15 protein-coding genes are annotated in these 16,613 nt (G+C 73.8%); 13 read left to right on the top strand and 2 right to left on the bottom strand.

The window, feature by feature from the left end; all coding sequences use genetic code 11:
• Both ACGFIO_RS12010 and ACGFIO_RS12005 read right to left on the bottom strand, forming a co-directional pair.
• Complete coding sequence (locus ACGFIO_RS12010) at positions 1 to 597, bottom strand: SRPBCC family protein (protein ID WP_392825397.1); 597 nt, start codon at positions 595 to 597, stop codon at positions 1 to 3.
• Positions 598 to 953: 356 nt separating this feature from the next.
• On the bottom strand, positions 954 to 1,643 hold the full coding sequence (locus ACGFIO_RS12005; protein WP_392825396.1) for a FadR/GntR family transcriptional regulator: 690 nt from the start codon (positions 1,641 to 1,643) through the stop codon (positions 954 to 956).
• 179 nt (positions 1,644 to 1,822) lie between these two features.
• On the opposite strand from ACGFIO_RS12005, the gene leuA reads away from it, so the two are divergent.
• The 13 genes from leuA to ACGFIO_RS11940 all read left to right on the top strand — a co-directional run bounded on the left by leuA (position 1,823) and on the right by ACGFIO_RS11940 (position 16,590).
• Positions 1,823 to 3,607 carry a 2-isopropylmalate synthase gene (gene leuA, locus ACGFIO_RS12000; RefSeq protein WP_392825394.1) on the top strand — a complete coding sequence of 595 codons (1,785 nt, stop codon included), beginning with the start codon at positions 1,823 to 1,825 and terminating at the stop codon, positions 3,605 to 3,607.
• A 26-nt stretch (positions 3,608 to 3,633) separates the two neighbouring features.
• Positions 3,634 to 4,893: an MFS transporter gene (locus ACGFIO_RS11995; protein WP_392825392.1), complete on the top strand. Its 1,260-nt coding sequence runs from the start codon at positions 3,634 to 3,636 to the stop codon at positions 4,891 to 4,893.
• A gap of 155 nt (positions 4,894 to 5,048) precedes the next feature.
• Positions 5,049 to 5,420 (top strand): cupin domain-containing protein, encoded by a 372-nt coding sequence (locus ACGFIO_RS11990; protein ID WP_392825390.1) that lies wholly within the window; start codon positions 5,049 to 5,051, stop codon positions 5,418 to 5,420.
• A 12-nt stretch (positions 5,421 to 5,432) separates the two neighbouring features.
• On the top strand, positions 5,433 to 7,076 hold the full coding sequence (locus tag ACGFIO_RS11985) for an AMP-binding protein (RefSeq protein ID WP_392825388.1): 1,644 nt from the start codon (positions 5,433 to 5,435) through the stop codon (positions 7,074 to 7,076).
• A 49-nt stretch (positions 7,077 to 7,125) separates the two neighbouring features.
• Positions 7,126 to 7,533: a hypothetical protein gene (locus ACGFIO_RS11980; RefSeq protein WP_392825385.1), complete on the top strand. Its 408-nt coding sequence runs from the start codon at positions 7,126 to 7,128 to the stop codon at positions 7,531 to 7,533.
• Positions 7,524 to 8,681, top strand: a complete 1,158-nt coding sequence (locus ACGFIO_RS11975) for a cytochrome P450 (RefSeq protein ID WP_392825383.1) — start codon at positions 7,524 to 7,526, stop codon at positions 8,679 to 8,681. The genes ACGFIO_RS11980 and ACGFIO_RS11975 overlap by 10 nt, the downstream gene beginning before the upstream one ends.
• Positions 8,682 to 8,694: 13 nt before the next feature.
• Positions 8,695 to 8,931: an acyl carrier protein gene (locus tag ACGFIO_RS11970; RefSeq protein WP_392825381.1), complete on the top strand. Its 237-nt coding sequence runs from the start codon at positions 8,695 to 8,697 to the stop codon at positions 8,929 to 8,931.
• Entirely contained in the window at positions 8,931 to 9,671 is a 741-nt protein-coding gene (locus ACGFIO_RS11965; protein WP_392825379.1) for an SDR family NAD(P)-dependent oxidoreductase, read from the top strand. The genes ACGFIO_RS11970 and ACGFIO_RS11965 overlap by 1 nt, the downstream gene beginning before the upstream one ends.
• A 25-nt stretch (positions 9,672 to 9,696) precedes the next feature.
• A complete protein-coding gene (locus ACGFIO_RS11960; RefSeq protein ID WP_392825377.1) occupies positions 9,697 to 10,518 on the top strand; it encodes a PAS domain-containing protein in 822 nt (273 codons plus the stop codon).
• A 76-nt stretch (positions 10,519 to 10,594) separates the two neighbouring features.
• Positions 10,595 to 11,956, top strand: coding sequence for an MFS transporter (locus tag ACGFIO_RS11955; RefSeq protein ID WP_392825375.1), 1,362 nt, complete (start codon positions 10,595 to 10,597; stop codon positions 11,954 to 11,956).
• Positions 11,949 to 14,015 carry a molybdopterin oxidoreductase family protein gene (locus ACGFIO_RS11950; protein WP_392825373.1) on the top strand — a complete coding sequence of 689 codons (2,067 nt, stop codon included), beginning with the start codon at positions 11,949 to 11,951 and terminating at the stop codon, positions 14,013 to 14,015. The genes ACGFIO_RS11955 and ACGFIO_RS11950 overlap by 8 nt, the downstream gene beginning before the upstream one ends.
• Positions 14,012 to 15,328, top strand: a complete 1,317-nt coding sequence (locus ACGFIO_RS11945) for an FAD-dependent oxidoreductase (RefSeq protein WP_392825371.1) — start codon at positions 14,012 to 14,014, stop codon at positions 15,326 to 15,328. Before ACGFIO_RS11950 ends, ACGFIO_RS11945 begins: the two co-directional genes overlap by 4 nt.
• Positions 15,325 to 16,590, top strand: a complete 1,266-nt coding sequence (locus ACGFIO_RS11940; protein ID WP_392825370.1) for an NAD(P)/FAD-dependent oxidoreductase — start codon at positions 15,325 to 15,327, stop codon at positions 16,588 to 16,590. The genes ACGFIO_RS11945 and ACGFIO_RS11940 overlap by 4 nt, the downstream gene beginning before the upstream one ends.
• Positions 16,591 to 16,613: the final 23 nt, after the last annotated feature.

Raw genomic sequence — 16,613 nt, 5'->3', positions numbered from 1 at the left:
TTACGCCTCCCCGGTGCCGGTCGCGGACCGTAGCCCGAGGGTCGCTCCGGCCGGGACGGTCGCGGGCTGCCGCTCGAGGGCCGCCTTGAGCCGGTGCACGGTCTCGGAGAGGTCGTGCGCGAGCTTGGCCGCCCACTCCCGGAAGAAGCGTGCGCGGTCGGCGTCGGTCATCCCGGCGGTGATCTTCCGGATGCCCTCGGTCGGCCGGCCCATCCGGAAGCGGTGTGCCAGCAGGCATCCGCCCAGCGCGGCGGCGACGGTGAACGACCAGACGCTGTCCTGGGCCCGGCCGGCGTCGTCGCGCATGGCCCAGGCGAACCGCCGGCCCGGGACGGCGGCGACCACCTCGGCGTACGTCGACCAGCGCCCGCGCACCACCGGCGCCCAGGGCACGACGTCGCCGGAGCGGACGTTGTCGCCGCGGAAGACGGAACCGACCGCGCCGGGCTCACCGCCGGTCCAGTCGCCACCGGTGCACTCGATGCTCCACAGCGGACTGTTCCGCAGATCGGAGAACACCCGGTAGGCATCACCGGGGCTGGCCGCGACGAACGACTCCGCCGCCACCTCGAATAGGGGATCTTGTTTTCCGGGCACGCGTCACCTCACGCTCAACGCAGGATTCGCTCACGCCGTAATTGGCTGGAAAATGGCAGCCGGGAGCTCGGCATTGAGCATTCTTAGCGGCTGTGAGCTGCAAGAACTACCGGAGGGAATGCGCGGGCACGGACCCGCTCCCCCCGTTTCGTGGACGCGAAATTCAATCGATTTCACCGTCGCCGGGGAGCTTAGGAGCGAACGACGGCGACCGACAAGACTCGACCCGGCGACCGGACGCCGGGGTGGTCCGCGCCAACCCGGCCTCGCGCTGCGTTACCGAGGAGAAACAGGGAGCAACAACGGGCGGGAAAGGCATCCGGCCGCTTCCCGCAATCTGGGACAGAGACCCCGCTTCACCGTCGCTCCAACCGCGCCCGCGTCCGCTCGAGTTCCTCCAGCAGCGCCCGACCGGCGGCGTCCGGGTCACCGGCGGCGACTGCCTCCACCAGCACGGCGTGGGCGTCGGCGCCGGGGTCGGAGTGCGCGTCGCGCAGGCCGAGCAGCTCGACCATGTCGATCAGGCCCTGGCGCAGCACCGGCCGGAACTCGGTGAACAGGCTGGTCAGGACCGGGTTGTGGGCCGCCGCCACGATCGTCGCGTGCAGCGCGATGTCGGCGTCCACGAAGGGCGCGTCGCCCTCACCGGCCGCCTCCTGGCGCCGGCGCAGGGCCGCACGGATCACTGTCACGTCGTCGGCGGTACGGCGGGCCGCGGCCAGTCGCACGGCCTCGACCTCGACCAGCATGCGGACCTCGTACACGTCGGTGATCGCGGCCCGGCGCATGCCGGCGGCCCAGTCCTCCTGCGGCAGCGTGGCGATCACGAACACCCCGGCGCCCTGCCGCGCCTGCACCAGACCGGCGCCGGCCAGGGCCCGCAGCGCCTCCCGGACGGTCGACCGGCCGACGCCGAGCGTCTTGGCCAGGGTCGTCTCGCCCGGCAGCTTGGTGCCGATCCCCCACTGCCCGCCCGTGATCTGGTCCCGCAGACGCTCGGTGGCCTGCTCGACCAGAGGCGAGGGGCGAAGGGCGTCGAGCGCCATGAAGGATCTCCTTCACTTATCAGCTTGTCTGAGGAGTTGTGGTCGACTAGCGTACCGAGCATGCCAGAGCTCGGCCTCCTCCTCGCCTGCCGCTACGGGATCTGAAACGACCGGCGTCCCGCAGCGGGTGCCAGGTCCTGCCGGTCGCCAGCCGACCCGAGGAAAAAGAAGCTTCCATCATGACGATCACCCGCACCACCTTCCCCACCCTGCGCACGCCCGACGGCGAGGTTCCGGCCGGCGCCCCGGCCTGGAACCGGCAACAGCCGAGCCGGATGCCGTCGCACCGCTACCGCCCGGTCGAGGACCGGGTCGCCCTGCCGCTGACCGACCGCACCTGGCCGTCCGCCCGGTTCACCCAGGCACCGCTCTGGGTGCCGGTCGACCTGCGCGACGGCAACCAGGCGCTGGCCGAGCCGATGGACACCGCCCGCAAGCGCCGCATGTTCGACCTGCTGGTGGCCATGGGCTACAAGGAGATCGAGGTCGGTTACCCGTCGGCCAGCCAGACCGACTTCGACTTCGTCCGGCACCTGGCGACGAGCGACGCGGTGCCCGGGGACGTCACGATCTCGGTCTTCACCGCCGCGCGGGCGGACCTGATCGACCGCACCGTGGAGTCGGTCGAGGGACTGCCCCGGGTGGTCATCCATCTCTACACCGCGACCGCGCCGACCTGGCGGGACGTCGTGCTCAGCCGGTCCCGGGCCGAGGTGCACCGGCTGATCCTGGACGCCGGCGCCCACCTGCTGCGGCGGACCGAGCGGCGCGGCGGGCCGGCGGTGCGGTTCGAGTTCTCCCCGGAGGTCTTCAACCTGACCGAACCGGACTACGTCCTGGAGATCTGCGACAGCATGACCGAGCTGTGGCAGGCGAGCCCGGACCGGCCGGTCATCCACAACCTTCCGGCCACGGTCGAGGTCGCCACCCCCAACGTGTACGCCGACCAGATCGAGTACATGCACCGGCATCTGGCCCGCCGGGACAGCGTCATCCTCTCCGTACACCCGCACAACGACCGTGGCACCGGGGTGGCCTGCGCCGAACTGGCCGTGCTGGCCGGCGCCCAGCGGGTCGAGGGCTGCCTGTTCGGCAACGGCGAGCGCACCGGCAACGTCGACCTGGCCACGCTCGCCCTCAACCTGCACGCCCAGGGCGTGGACCCGATGGTCGACTTCTCCGACATCGACGCGATCCGCGAGGTCGTCGAGTACTGCAACCGGCTGCCGGTGCACGCGCGGCATCCGTACGTCGGCGAACTGGTGCACACCGCCTTCTCCGGCACCCATCAGGACGCCATCGCCAAGGGGCTGGCCCACCACGCCAAGCGGGCGGCCGACGACGGCGTACCGCCGGAGACCGCGCCCTGGGCCGTGCCCTACCTCCCGATCGACCCGGCCGACCTGGGCCGCACCTACGAGGAGGTCATCCGGATCAACTCGCAGTCAGGCAAGGGCGGCGTGGCCCACCTGCTCAACACCTACTACGGCCTGGACCTGCCCCAGCGCATGCGCCCGGACTTCTCCCGGGTGGTCCAGCAGGTGACCGACGCGACCGGCCAGGAGCTGCCGGCCAAGGAGCTGCGGGACCTGTTCGACCACACCTACCTGGACCCGGGCCGCGCCGGCTCGGTCACGCTGGCCGATTGGCGGACCTCGGAGACCGCGCCGGGTACGCACACCTTCACCGCCACCCTGCGGATCGACGGCCGCGAGGTCCCGTGTGCCGGGACCGGCAACGGTCCGCTGGCCGCGATGGCCGACGCCCTGCGCGGCGCCGGGTTCGTCGTCGACGTCCTGAGCTACACCGAGCACGCGGCCGGCGCCGGCCCGGACAGTCCGGCCGTGGCCTACCTGGAGTGCCGGGTCAACGGCCTGGTGCGCTGGGGCGCCGGGTGGGACACCTCGCTGCTGGCCGCCTCGATGCAGGGCGTGATGGCCGCGGTCAACCGTGCCGGCGCCTGAGCCCACTCCTGCCGAGGAGCAGACAAATGCAACGTGGCCGCATCGCCTTCCTCACCAGCACCCACACCGTCAACGACCTCTACCAGGGCATCATCCCCGCGATGCTTCCGTTCCTGATGGCCGAGCGCCACTACGGGTACGCCGCGGTGTCCGGCCTCGCCTTCGCCGCCAGCGGGGTGTCCAGCCTGTTCCAGCCGGTGTTCGGGATCATCGCCGACCGCGGCAACCGGGCCTGGCTGGTGCCCGCCGGCTTCGGCACGGCGGCACTGGGCGTGGTGGCCGCCGGACTCTCCTCCTCGTACGCGCTGACCTGGCTGTGGTTCGCGCTGGCGGGGATCGGCATCGCCGCCTATCACCCACCGGCCACCAGCCAGGCCCGGGCGGCCGGCGGTTCGTCGCAGCGGGCGATGAGCGTGTTCTCGGTCGGCGGCACGCTCGGCGGCGCACTCGCACCCGGGCTGGTCACCTTCGTGATCGGCCGGATCGGCTTTGAGGGCAGCGTCCTGCTGGCGGTGCCGGCCGCCGTCATGGCACTGCTCTGGGTGGCCCAGCGCCGGCGTCAGGCCGGGCCGCGGGCCGGCGGGGTGATGCCGACCAGCCCCGCCGCACCCGGGCTCGCTCCACCCCCCGGCGAGCCCGGGTCCCCGACTCCGGTGGCCGCGGCCACCGGGGGCGCCCCGGCCGAGGCGGCGGCCGGGGCGGCCGGCCCGGTGCCCACCGACGACTGGCGGGCCTTCACCCGTCTGGTCGCGGTGATCATCGGGTGGTCGATCCCGTTCGTCACCGTCACCTCGCTCATCTCGCTGCACGCGCAGCGGGATCTGGGCGAATCGGCGGCGGCCGGCGCGACCGTGCTCACCTGCTACACCGCCTCGGGCGCGGTGGGCACCCTGCTCGGCGGCTGGATCGGCGACCGGTACGGCCGGATGACCGCGGTCCGGGCCGGCTACCTGGTCGCGCTGCCCGCGCTGGCCGGGATCGCCTGGGCACCCTCGTTCGCGGCCCTGACGGCGTGCGTGATCCTCTTCGGCACCGCCATGTTCCTGCCGTTCGCCGCCCAGGTCACCCTCGCGCAGGATTATCTGCCGAACCGGCCCGGGACGGCCAGCGGGCTCACCCTGGGCCTGGCCATGGCCGCCGGTGGCCTCTGCTCCCCCGCCTTCGGATGGCTCGCGGACGCCGCCGGGCTCGGCACCACCTTCTGGGTTCTGGTCGCCGCGTTCGCGGTTTGCGTGGCGCTCGCCATGCGCTTGCGGGACCGCGTCGCGCAACCCCTTCCGGCATAAATCACACTCGCCCATAATCTGAGAAATACATTGAATGCTATCGAGCGGATAGGTAGCGTTCGAATCGGCCCGGAAAACGTCGGCCCTCGTGACGGTGGACTATTTGCCCGTCGATTTCACCATCCCTTTCACATTTTCTTTGAAATGGGGCCGTCGTGAAGATCAACTGGGCTGAGCACGAGGAACTCAAGGCAGAGGGGATCGCTCTTTCCCGGCGATTCGTGTACGGGCAGCAGATGTCCTGCCTCAAGGTGGTGGCCGACCGCTCCGGCGACCTGAACATGCCGCCGCACTGGCACGAGAACGAGCAGTGGGTGGTGGTCACCGAGGGCTCCATCCGGTTCGTCTGCGAGGGCACGGAGTACGAGCTCGAGGCCGGCGACGTGGCGTTCATCCCGGCTCGTCAGCGGCACACCGCCACGTACGTCGGGCCGGAGGGCGCGGTGCTCATGGAGTTCTCCGCGCCGGCCCGGCTCGACCTCGCGCCGGGCTCGATCCTCCCGTCGTCCATGGTCTTCGACGACTGACGAGCCACGACGATGAGCAGCTGGTACGGCAGACCCGCACCACCGGCCACCATCCACGGCACCGTCGCGCGGGTCGCGCGGCGGTGCCCCGGCCGGACGGCGCTGATCTCCGGGCGCCACCACATCTCGTACGCGCGACTCATGGACCGGTCCGGCCGGGTGGCCCACCACCTGCGGAACCGGGGCGTGCGGCCGGGCGACGTCGTCCCGGTCACCGCCCGCCGCTCGGCCGACCTGGCCGTCGTCCTGCTCGGCGTGCTCCGGGCCGGCGCCGCCTACGCCGTGCTCGACGTCCGCTGGCCCGCCGGCCGCCTCCACGGGCTGGTCACCGCGATGCGGGCCCCGGTGGTCCTGGCCGACGGCCCGGGCTCGGCCGCCCTGGACGAGGCCGGGTGCGACCACCTCGCCTTCGCCGACCTGGAGCACACCGGCGGGCCGGCCGGGTCGCTTCCCGACGTCACGCCGGACGCCTGCGCCACGGTCTTCTGGACCTCCGGCAGCACCGGCCGGGCCAAGGCCGTGCTGTCCCCGCACCGGGCCACGACCAGGCTCTTCACCCCGGAGCCGTTCATCCGCTTCGGCCCGGCCCCGGTGATGGTCAACGCGGCCGCGGTCGCCTGGGACGCCTTCACCCTCGAACTGTGGGGGATGCTGCTGCTCGGCGGCACCGCCCTGGTCCACGAAGACGACCTGCTGACCCCGCCGGCGCTGCGCGGCTACATCAAGGACCACGGCGCCACCCACCTCTTCCTGACCCCGGCCCTGTTCGACGTCCTGGCCGGCGGCGACCTGGACTGCCTGGCCGGCCTGCGGGCCCTGCTGCTGGGCGGCGACCGGCCACCGCCGGAGAACTGCCGCCGCCTGCTCGACACCCACCCGGACATCGAGCTCTACAACGGGTACGGCCCGGTGGAGTCCTGCGTGTTCGCCACCACCCGGCGGATCACGATCGAGGACACCGGCGGTCCCGGCGGCGTCCCGGCCGGCGAACCGGTGCCCGGCACCGAGATCCACATCGTCCGCGACGGAGTGACCGTCGCACCGGGCGAGACCGGCGAGGTCGCCATCGGCGGCACCGGCGTGGCCCTCGGCTATCTCGACGACGCCGCGGCCACCGAGGCCGCGTTCACCGGCATCGTGGCCGGGGCCCGGACCGTGCCGGTCTACCTCACCGGCGACCGCGGCCACCTCGACCCGAGCGGCGCACTGCACTTCGCCGGCCGCGCCGACGCCCAGCTCAAGATCGCCGGACACCGGATCGAACCGGCCGAGGTCGAGGCCGCGGCCCGGGCCGCGGGGGCCGGCCGCTGCGTGGTCTCGGCGATCCCGGACCGCTCCGGCACTCCGCGGATCATCCTGTTCGCCGAGCGGAGCACCGACGCACCGAACAACGCCGAACAGACCGCCCGCACGGTGAACGACGCCGAGCAGACCGCCCGCACGGTGAACGACGCCGAGCAGACCGCCCGCACGGTGAACGACGCTGCGCAGATCGCCGGCGCGGTGAACGACGCCGAGTTCCGCGCCCGGCTGGCCGCTGTCCTGCCGGCGTACATGATGCCTTCGCACATCCATTTCGTCGACACCATTCCGCTGCTCGACAACACCAAGGTGGACCGGCGCGCGCTCGCCGCCCGATTCGGCTACCCGCACTGATTTTCCGCTCTCGCAATTCACCGATTCCGCTTACGGTGAGGACTCGACCGTGCCCGTACCAGAACGCACCGACGAACAATTCTCCATCGCCCTGGAATCAATTCAGGGAAAGCGCCGCGCCGAACTGACCGTCGCCGCCGCCACCGCACTGCTGGACCGGTTCGCCGACCAGCGGGACCCGGTCGCCCGGCTGCGCCTGACGCACGAGCTGATCCGCCGCAACTTCGCACCCGACGTCCGCCTCGACCTCGGCTCGGCCGTGCTCGGCCCGGACACCCCGGAACCGGCCGAGACCACGTTCCGGGCCGAGATCACCGGTGGCGTGCCGGCGACCCTGTCGGCCGGCTACCGGGTGCCGGACCCCGCCGGCCGCACCGCCGAGGAGTGGCGCAACGCCCTCACCCTGCTCGCCGGGATCGCGGCGCTCGGCGCGGGAGGCCGGCTCACATGTCCGTGACCACCGGGACCGGCCCACCGGCCGCCCTGCTCGCCGAACCCTCCTGGTACCGCCGGCTGCCGGCCGGCACCGACGTGCACGCGCTGGGCACCGGGCTGGTCGCCGTCACCGGGCACGCCGCCGTCCGGGAGGCGCTGACCCACCCCGCCGTGCTGGCCGAGCACCCGCTCAAGGCCAGCGCCCGCGTGCTCGGGCCGAACGTGCTGGACGCCGACGGCCCGCGGCACCGCGCCTTCCGGGTCCTGATGGCGCCGATCCTGGCCGCCGGACGGATCGCCGAGTATCGCGCCGGTCTGATGCCGCCGCTGGTCCGGTCGCTGGCCGACCGGCTGGCCGGGGTCACCACCGACGACTTCCACGGCCGGTACGCGCACGTGGTCCCGTACGGCATCGTCGGTGAACTGCTCGGCGTGGGCACCGCCGCCGCCGGCACCTTCCACCGGCTCACCCGCCCGCTGGCCGGCCTGCTCGACCTGCCGACCGAGGAGACGGACGCCACCCACACCGACACCGCCGAGCTCCTGCGGCTGATCGAGCGGCACCGCACCGCGGCCGGCCCCGGCGACCGCTCGCTGCTGGCCACGATCGAACGCACCCGCGACCGCAAGGGCATCTCGCTGACCGACGACGAGGTACGCGCCACCGCCCTGCTGTTCTTCCTGGCCGGTACGGAAACCAGCAGCGCCTTCATCACGTCGCTGGTCTACACCCTGGCCGGTGGCGACGTCCCGCTCGGCGAGCTGCTCGACCCCACGGTCCGGGACGCATTCGTCGACGAGGTGCTGCGTCTGCGCCCGCCGGTGCAGACGGTCGTCCGCTTCGCCACCGACGACGTCACGATCGCCGGCGTGCCCGTACCCCGGCACACCGCGGTCCTGATCTCGATCGCCTCGGCCAACCGCGATCCGCGCGTCTTCGCCGAGCCCGACCGCCTGCGCCTCGGCCGCGGTGAGCGCGGAGCGATCCCGTTCGCCGCGGGCGCGCACGCCTGCCCGGGCGCGCCGCTGGCCAGGGCCGAGTTCGGGCTGCTGCTCGAGGCGCTGGCCGAACGCTGCTCCGACATCGTCCTCGGACCCGACCAGCACCGCACCACCAGCCAGTCCTTCGCGCGGCCGACCGGCTTCACCGTCGAGTTCCGCGCCCGATGAGAGGAGAACCGACATGACCGACAAGGTAGCGGCGCTGCGGGAATGGGTCGCCGGACTGCACGAGCAGCCGGTCGACATCGCGGCCGACACCGACCTGATCAACGCCGGACTGCTGACCAGCCTCCAGTTCGTCCAGATGGTCATCGAGATCGAGCGGCTGCACGGGCGCAAACTCGACCCGGCGGTCATCACCATCTCCTCGATGCGCTCGCTCGCGGCCATCGACCAGTCCGTCTTCCAGGCCGCCTGATGCCCGCCCAGCCCGCCCGGGTCGCGGTGGTGTCCGGCACGTCCTCGGGCATCGGCGCGGCCACCGCCGTGGAACTGCTCAAGCGCGGATACCAGGTGATCGGGCTGTCCCGGCGCGGCAACACCGCCCTCACCACCGACCGCGGGTACACCGACTCCCGCGCCGACCTGCGCGACCCCGGCTCGGTCGAGGCGGCGCTGGACCGGGCGGCCCCGATCACCGGCGGCGGGGTCGACGTGGTGGTGGCCAACGCCGGTGTCTCGCCCGGACCGCGTCCGCTGAGCGAGCTGCCCTGGTCACTGGCCGCGGACGCGTACGAGGACAACGTGCGCACCGCGCTGTCCCTGGTCCAGTGCACCGCGCCGCTGCTCCGGCGGGCGGGCGGCGGTTCGTACACGTTCGTCGGCGCCAGCCTGGCCAACGGGCAGGCGCCGGAACGATTCGCCTACGCCGCCGCCAAGGCCGCGCTGACCACGCTCATGCGGGCCTGCTCGGTCGAGTTCGCGGCCGACCGGATCATCGCCAACGAGGTCCGGCCCGGTCCGGTGGCCACGGCCATGACCATGGCCGGACTCAACGAGGCGGCCGGCGACCAGGTCCTGGCCGCGCTCAACGCCGGCTTCGGCATCGACTGGCTCAAGCCCGCGCGCACCGTCGCCGCGTGGATCGCCACCATCGCCGAGTTCCCGGCCAACGGACCCACCGGCCAGGTCTTCAACTACAGCCGCAAGACCCTCTGACCCACCTTCGGAAAGGCAGGCAGTCATGGCCCACCACCCCACCCCGGCCCAGCTCATCGACCTGTTCAACAACGCCTCCCCCGGCATGCTGGTCACCGGCGCCGACGGATCGGTCGTGCTCGCCAACAAGGCCGCCGGCGAGCTGCTGGGCGCCGGGGCGGCCGCGGACAGCGCGTTGCCCGCGGCCCTCGGCATCACCGACTTCCCGGCCCTGCTGGCGGCCGGCACCCCGGTCGAGAACAAGCCGGTGACGTTCGCCGGCACCGACTTCCCGGCCGGGTACGCCAACATCGGCTTCGCCACCGTCGACGGCCGGTCCTACGCCTTCTGGGCGCTGCGCCCGGAGACCACCCACCCGACGCCGTCACCGACCACCGCCGACGGCTCCTCGACCGCCCGGGCCTGGATCGCGCGGGTGGACCGGCCCGACGCCGGCTACCGGCCGGTCGGTGCGGAGGCGGTGCCGCTGCTCGAGGCGTACTACGACCACTGCCCGGTCGCCATCCACCTGATCGAGCAGGACGGCACCGTCGCGTACGCCAACTGGAAGGACATCGCCCTGGTCGGTGCGACCGAACGGCCAGAGTCGTACGTCGGCCACCACATCCGCCACATCTACGCCGACCAGGAGGTCGTCGAGGACTTCCTCGGCCGCTGGGGCGAGGACGCGCCGATCATCGACTTCCGGGCCGACTTCCTGAACAAGGGCGCCCGCGTCCCGGTGGTCATCTTCTCCACCGCCAACGTCGTCGACGACCAGCTGCGGAACACGCGGTGCTTCGTGTTCTCGGACAGCCACCCGGACCGCACGAGGGACCGGGTCAAGGCCCTGGATCTCAGTTTCTGACCGGGGTCACACCCGTCGCCGGCGCGCGGGCGATCCTCGCGCGCCGGCGACGCACATCCCGACCAACGGAGGCACCATGCCCGCGGCCCCCACCCGCCCGACCGGCTGGCTGACCGGCTGGGATCCCGAGGACGAACGAGCGTGGCACGACCACGGCCGGTTCGTCGCCCGCCGCAACCTCGCCGGCTCCGTCCTGACCGAGCACATCGGATTCTCGGTCTGGACCCTGTGGTCGGTGCTGGTCCTGTTCATGACCCCGGAACTGGGCTACCACCACCGGCCCGGGGAGCTGTTCCTGCTCGTGACCACGCCGACCGTCGTCGGGGCGCTGCTGCGGCTGCCGTACAGCCGGGCCGTGGTCCGGTTCGGCGGCCGGACCTGGACGGTCGTCTCGACCCTGGCCCTGACCGCGCCCACGCTGCTCGCGGCCGTCGTGGTGGCCCGGCCGCGGACCCCGATGGGGATCCTGCTCGTGGTCGCCGCCCTGACCGGCGTCGGTGGCGCCACCTTCGCGTCGTCGATGACCAACGTCGCCGCCTTCTATCCGAACCGGGCCCAGGGCTGGGCCCTCGGCGTCAACGCCGGCGGCGGCAACCTCGGCGTGGCCGCGGTCCAGCTGGCCGGGCTGGCCGTCGTCGGCGTGGCCGGGCCGGGGCATCCCGAGCTGCTGGCGTACGCGTATCTGCCGTTGATCGTCATCGCCACCGTCGTGGCGGCCCGCCGGATGGACAACGTGGCCGCCGTACGCTCCGAACCGGGCGCCCTGCGCGACGCCCTGCGCCATCCCGACACGTGGTGGATCTCCCTGCTCTACATCGGCACGTTCGGTTCGTTCATCGGCTACGGCTTCGCCTTCGGGCTGGTGCTGCGGCACGAGTTCGGGGCGTCGCCGCGCCAGGCCGTGGCCCACACCATCCTCGGACCCCTGCTCGGCGCCCTGTGCCGGCCGCTCGGCGGGCTCGCCGCCGACCGCTGGGGCGGCGCCCGCGTCACCCTGTGGACCTTCCTCGGCCTGGCGGCGGGTACCACAGTCCTGATCGGCGCGGCCGCGGCCGGCTCGTTCGGCCTCTTCGTGGCCGGGTTCACCGCCCTGTTCGTGCTCAGCGGCATCGGCAACGGCTCCACGTACCGGATGATCCCGGCCGCCTTCACCCACCGGGCCCGGACGGCCGTGCGGACCGGCGCAGCCGACGCCCGGGCCTGGGCCCGACGCCTGTCCGCGGCCGTCATCGCCCTCGCCGGCGCGGTCGGCGCGCTCGGCGGCGCGGCGATCAACCTCTGCTTCAAGGCCGCCTACGCCCGGGGATCCGGCATCCCGGCGTTCCTCGGATTCCTCGGCTACTACGCGCTCTGCGTGGCCGTGCTCCGGCTGGTGTACCTGCGGCGGAAACGGCCGGACCGTGCCTCCGAACCGGCCCGGGAGACCAGCCATGTCTGAGATCGCGACCCACTGTCCCTACTGCGCCCTGCAGTGCGGGACCACGATCAGCGGCACGGACACGGCCACGGTGGCCGTCCGGCCGGCCGACTTCCCGGTCAACCGCGGCGGGCTGTGCCAGAAGGGATGGACCGCGCCCGAGGTTCTCCGCGCACCGGACCGGCTGACCCGGCCGCTGCTGCGGGACCGGACCGGGCGGCTGAGCCCGGCGTCCTGGGACGACGCGCTCGACCTGGTCGCCGAGCGGCTGCTGCGGCTGCGTTCCGACCACGGCCCGGACGCGGTCGCGGTCTTCGGCAGCGGGGCGCTGACCAACGAGAAGGCGTACCTGCTGGGCAAGTTCGCCCGGGTGGCCCTGGGCACCAGCCGCATCGACTACAACGGCCGGTTCTGCATGTCGGCCGCCGCCACCGCGGGCAACGCCGCCTTCGGCCTCGACCGGGGCCTGCCGTTCCCGATCACCGACCTCGGGCGGGCGTCGGCCGTGCTGCTGGCCGGGGCGAACGTCGCCGAGACCATGCCGCCGCTGATGCAGCACCTCGAACAGGCCGCCCTCGTCGTGATCGATCCGCGCCCCAGTGCCACCGCCGCCCGGGCCGCCCTGCACCTGCGGAACACGCCCGGCACCGATCTGGTCCTGGCCCTCGGCCTGACGCACGTCGCGGTGGTCGACGGGCTGGTCGACGAGGAGTACGTACGGCGCCGTACGCAGGGATTCGCCGACGCCGCCGGGCCGGTGATGTCGTGGTGGCCGGAACGGGTCGAGCAGGTCACCGGTGTGCCCGCCGCCGACCTGCAGCGCGCCACGCATCTGCTGGCCGAGGCCGGCAACGCGTACATCCTGACCGGGCGCGGCGCCGAGCAGCACCGCGACGGCACCGGCACCGTCTCCGCCTTCATCAACCTGGCCCTCGCGCTCGGGCTGCCCGGCACTCCCGGAAGCGGCTACGGCTGCCTGACCGGCCAGGGCAACGGGCAGGGCGGCCGGGAGCACGGGCAGAAGGCCGACCAGCTGCCCGGCTACCGCTCGATCACCGACCCGGCCGACCGCGAGCACGTCGCCCGGGTGTGGGACGTCGACCCCGGCCGGCTGCCGGGCGCCGGCGTCGGCGCGTACCAGCTGCTGGACAGTCTCGGCCGCGACGGCGGACCGCGCGGGCTGCTGGTCTTCGGATCGAACCCGGCCGTGTCGGCGCCGCACGCCGCCCACATCACCCGCCGGCTGCGCTCGCTGGATCTGCTCGTGGTCGCCGACTTCCTGCCGTCGGAGACCGCCGCCCTGGCCGACGTGGTGCTGCCGGTGGCCCAATGGGCCGAGGAGGAGGGCACTATGACCAGCCTCGAGGGCCGGGTGCTGCGCCGCCGCGCGCTGCTGCCGCCGCCCGGCCAGGCCCGCGACGAGCTGCGTGTGCTGCACGATCTGGCCGCCCGGCTGGGTCAGCCGCCGGAGCGGTTCCCGGCCACGGCCCGGCCGGTGTTCGACGAACTGCGGGCGGCCTCGCGCGGCGGCCGGGCCGACTACTCCGGCATCAGCTACGACCGGCTGGACGCGGGCGAGGCGCTGCACTGGCCCTGCCCCGACGGCGCCACCGCGCACCCCGGCACGCCGCGGCTGTTCCTGGAGTCGTTCGCCCACCCCGGCGGCCGGGCCCGGTTCGTGCCCGTCGAGCACCGGGGCCCGGCCGAGCCCACCAGCGACCGGTTCCCGCTGTACGCGACGACCGGCCGGGTGCTCGCGCACTACCAGTCCGGTACGCAGACCCGGCGGGTGGCCGAGCTGACCGGGGTTCTCGCCGAGCCGTTCGTCCAGGTCCATCCGGACACCGCCGCGCGCAGCGGCCTGACCGAGCACGGCCTGGCCCGGGTCCGCTCGGCCCGGGGCACCATGACCGCCCGGGTCCGTTGCGACGCCGGCATGCGGCTGGACACGGTGTTCGTACCGTTCCATTTCCCCGCCGGTGGCCGGGCCAACCTGTTCACCGATCCGGCGACGGACCCGGCCTGCGGCATGCCCGCGTTCAAGGTCTGCGCCGTCCGCCTCGAACCGGAGACGGCGTGACCGGCCCGGCCGCGGTGGTGGTCGCGGGTGGTGGTCCGCTCGGGCGGCGGTTCGCCGAGATGCTGGTGCACCACGGGTACGCGGGGCGGGTCGACCTGGCCGGCGATGAGGTCCGCGGAATCGATCGGGCCGGGCGGCGGGTCCTGCTCGGCGACGGTTCCGGGTACGCCTACGACCTGCTCGTCCTGGCCACCGGCCCCGACCGCCGGCCGTCCACGCCGTTTCCCGCCCTGGTCCCCACGTCGGATCCCAGCCCGATCCCCACGCCGTTTCCCGCCCCGGTCCCCACGTCGGATCCCAGCCCGGTTCCCACGTCGGATCCCGGCCCGGTTCCTGCCACGGTCACGGTCCACGGTGACGGGGTTGCCGCTGTGCGGACCGCGGCTCGGCTGGCCGCCCGGGGCGCCGCGGTGACCCTGGTCTGCGCCGGTCCGCACCCGATGGCCGACCGGATCGACGACGGCTGCGCCGCGATGCTGGCCGAAACCATCCCGGCCACCGTCGTCACGGGCACGGGCACGGGCACGGGCACGGCCGGCCCCGGGACCGTGCTGCGCTGTCCCGAACCGCGGCCGAACATCCGGCTCGCGCACGCCGCCGGGCTCCGCGTCGGGCGCGGCGTGCTCGTCGACGACGCCTTCCGGACCAGCGATCCCCGGATCCACGCGATCGGCGGATGCGCCGAACGCCCCGGCCGGCCGCCCGTCGGCGCCATCGAGGCGTGGGATCAGGCCGACTCCCTGGCCGGTCTGATCGCCCACGGCTGCCCGCCCGCACCGGTCGCCGCCGACGTCCTGCGGCTGCGCGCGGGCAACGTCGACCTGACCTGCCTCGGCCCGCCAATGGCCGACCATGCCGACCTGGCCCGCCCCGGCCCGCCGGTGGCCGGGAACGTCGACCAGCGCCCCGAGTCCGGAATGCGGACGATCCGGTTGGCCGATCGCCGCGGGCGCCGCTATGCGCGGATCACCCTGCACGGCGACCGGGTCGTCGCGGCCGTCCTGTTGGGACTCCCCCGCGCCGCCGCCCTCGTCGCGCACGGCTACCGATACGGGCGGCCGATGCCCGCGGACCGCCTCGGGCTGCTGCTCGACCTTCCGGCCACGCGCGGTGACGACGGCGCGCCCGGCCCCGAGCCGCTGGTCTGCGTGTGCAACAACGTGACCCGCGCGCGGCTGCACACCGCCTGGCGATCGGGTCACCGCGGCCGGGACGCGCTCGCCGGCCACACCCGGGCGGGCACCGGATGCGGCGGCTGCCGGGACGAGATCGACCGGTGGTGCGCCCGCTGGCTGACGGAGGCGGAGGCGTGACCCGGCGACTGGTGGTGGCCGGGTACGGCATGGTGGCGCACCGGCTGGTCGACCGGTTGCGCCGGCTCGACCGGGACGGCCGGTGGAGCGTCGTGGTGCTGGGCGAGGAGGACTGTCCCGCGTACGACCGGGTGGCGCTGTCGTCGTACCTGGACGGCAAGAGCCGCGCCGATCTCACCCTGCCCCCGCCCGGCCCGCCCGACGCGCCCCCGGTCGACCTGAGGCTCGGCTGTCCGGCCGTCGCCGTCGACACGGGCGCCCGGCTGGTCCGGACGGCCGCCGGTGACGTGCTTCGCTACGACGCGCTGGTGCTCGCGACCGGCGCCCGGCCCTTCGTCCCGCCGGTGCCCGGGCACGATCGGCCCGGCTGCTTCGTCTACCGCACGTTCGATGACATCGACGAGATCCGCGGGTACGCCGTCCGAGGCCGCCCCGCCGTGGTGGTCGGCGGCGGCCTGCTCGGCCTGGAGGCGGCCAACGGCCTCAAGCTGCTCGGCCGGCCGACGACCGTCGTGGAGAACGCCCCCCACCTCATGCCCGCCCAGCTCGACGCCGAGGCCGCGCGCGTTCTGCGGGCCCTGGCCAGCGACGCCGGTCTGCGCGTCCGCTGCCCCGCATCGCTCACCTCGGTCGAGGCCGGCGCGGACGGCGGCGTCGCCGGTGTCCGCCTCGCCGGCGGCGAGCTGCTCCCGGCCGGCCTGGTCGTCTTCGCCGCCGGCGTCCGCCCCCGGGACGAGTTGGCGGCCGCCGCGGCTCCGGGCGGCCTGGCCCGCGGCGACCGGGGTGGCTTCCTGGTCGACGCTCACTGCCGCACCTCGGCCCCGGACGTCTGGGCGGCCGGCGACTGCGCCGCCGTCGAGGGCCGCTGCCACGGTCTGGTCGCGGCCGGCTTCCGCATGGCCGACTCGGTGGCCCGCCAGCTGACCGGCCGTCCGGCCGAGCCGTTCGACGGCACCGGCGCCGCGGTCAACCTGAAGGTCGCCGGCATCCGGGTCACCACGGCCGGCGTCGGCCACCCCGGCACCATGGCGTCCGAGATCACCTTCACCGACGGCGGCGACCGCTACGCCAAGGTGGTGCTCACTCCCGAGACGGGCGAGATCCTGGGCGGTGCCCTGGTCGGCGGGGCCGCTCCGGCCGGGACGCTACGCGCCATGGTCGGGCGGGTCGCTCCCCCGGACCTGGAACAGCTGCTGCTGCCCACCGACGCCGGGCCCCCACGCCGGTGGGATCAGGACCGGCGGGGTGACGCCGCGATGTGACGGCGGCCGGTTCGTGCGACCGT

It is taken from the genome of Actinoplanes sp. NPDC049265 (assembly GCF_043197135.1).
Classification (GTDB): domain Bacteria; phylum Actinomycetota; class Actinomycetes; order Mycobacteriales; family Micromonosporaceae; genus Actinoplanes.
This window is presented reverse-complemented; position numbering and strand designations above follow the sequence as displayed.

Bases quoted from the DNA above. Each gene is read 5' to 3' on its own strand.
- leuA (WP_392825394.1), top strand. From the start codon at position 1,823: ATGACGATCACCCGCACCACCTTCCCCACCCTGCGCACGCCCGACGGC.
- ACGFIO_RS11960 (WP_392825377.1), top strand. From the start codon at position 9,697: ATGGCCCACCACCCCACCCCGGCCCAGCTCATCGACCTGTTCAACAAC.
- ACGFIO_RS11955 (WP_392825375.1), top strand. From the start codon at position 10,595: ATGCCCGCGGCCCCCACCCGCCCGACCGGCTGGCTGACCGGCTGGGAT.
- ACGFIO_RS11975 (WP_392825383.1), top strand. From the start codon at position 7,524: ATGTCCGTGACCACCGGGACCGGCCCACCGGCCGCCCTGCTCGCCGAA.
- ACGFIO_RS11965 (WP_392825379.1), top strand. From the start codon at position 8,931: ATGCCCGCCCAGCCCGCCCGGGTCGCGGTGGTGTCCGGCACGTCCTCG.
- ACGFIO_RS11950 (WP_392825373.1), top strand. From the start codon at position 11,949: ATGTCTGAGATCGCGACCCACTGTCCCTACTGCGCCCTGCAGTGCGGG.
- ACGFIO_RS11995 (WP_392825392.1), top strand. From the start codon at position 3,634: ATGCAACGTGGCCGCATCGCCTTCCTCACCAGCACCCACACCGTCAAC.
- ACGFIO_RS11970 (WP_392825381.1), top strand. From the start codon at position 8,695: ATGACCGACAAGGTAGCGGCGCTGCGGGAATGGGTCGCCGGACTGCAC.
- ACGFIO_RS12005 (WP_392825396.1), bottom strand. From the start codon at position 1,643: ATGGCGCTCGACGCCCTTCGCCCCTCGCCTCTGGTCGAGCAGGCCACC.
- ACGFIO_RS11985 (WP_392825388.1), top strand. From the start codon at position 5,433: ATGAGCAGCTGGTACGGCAGACCCGCACCACCGGCCACCATCCACGGC.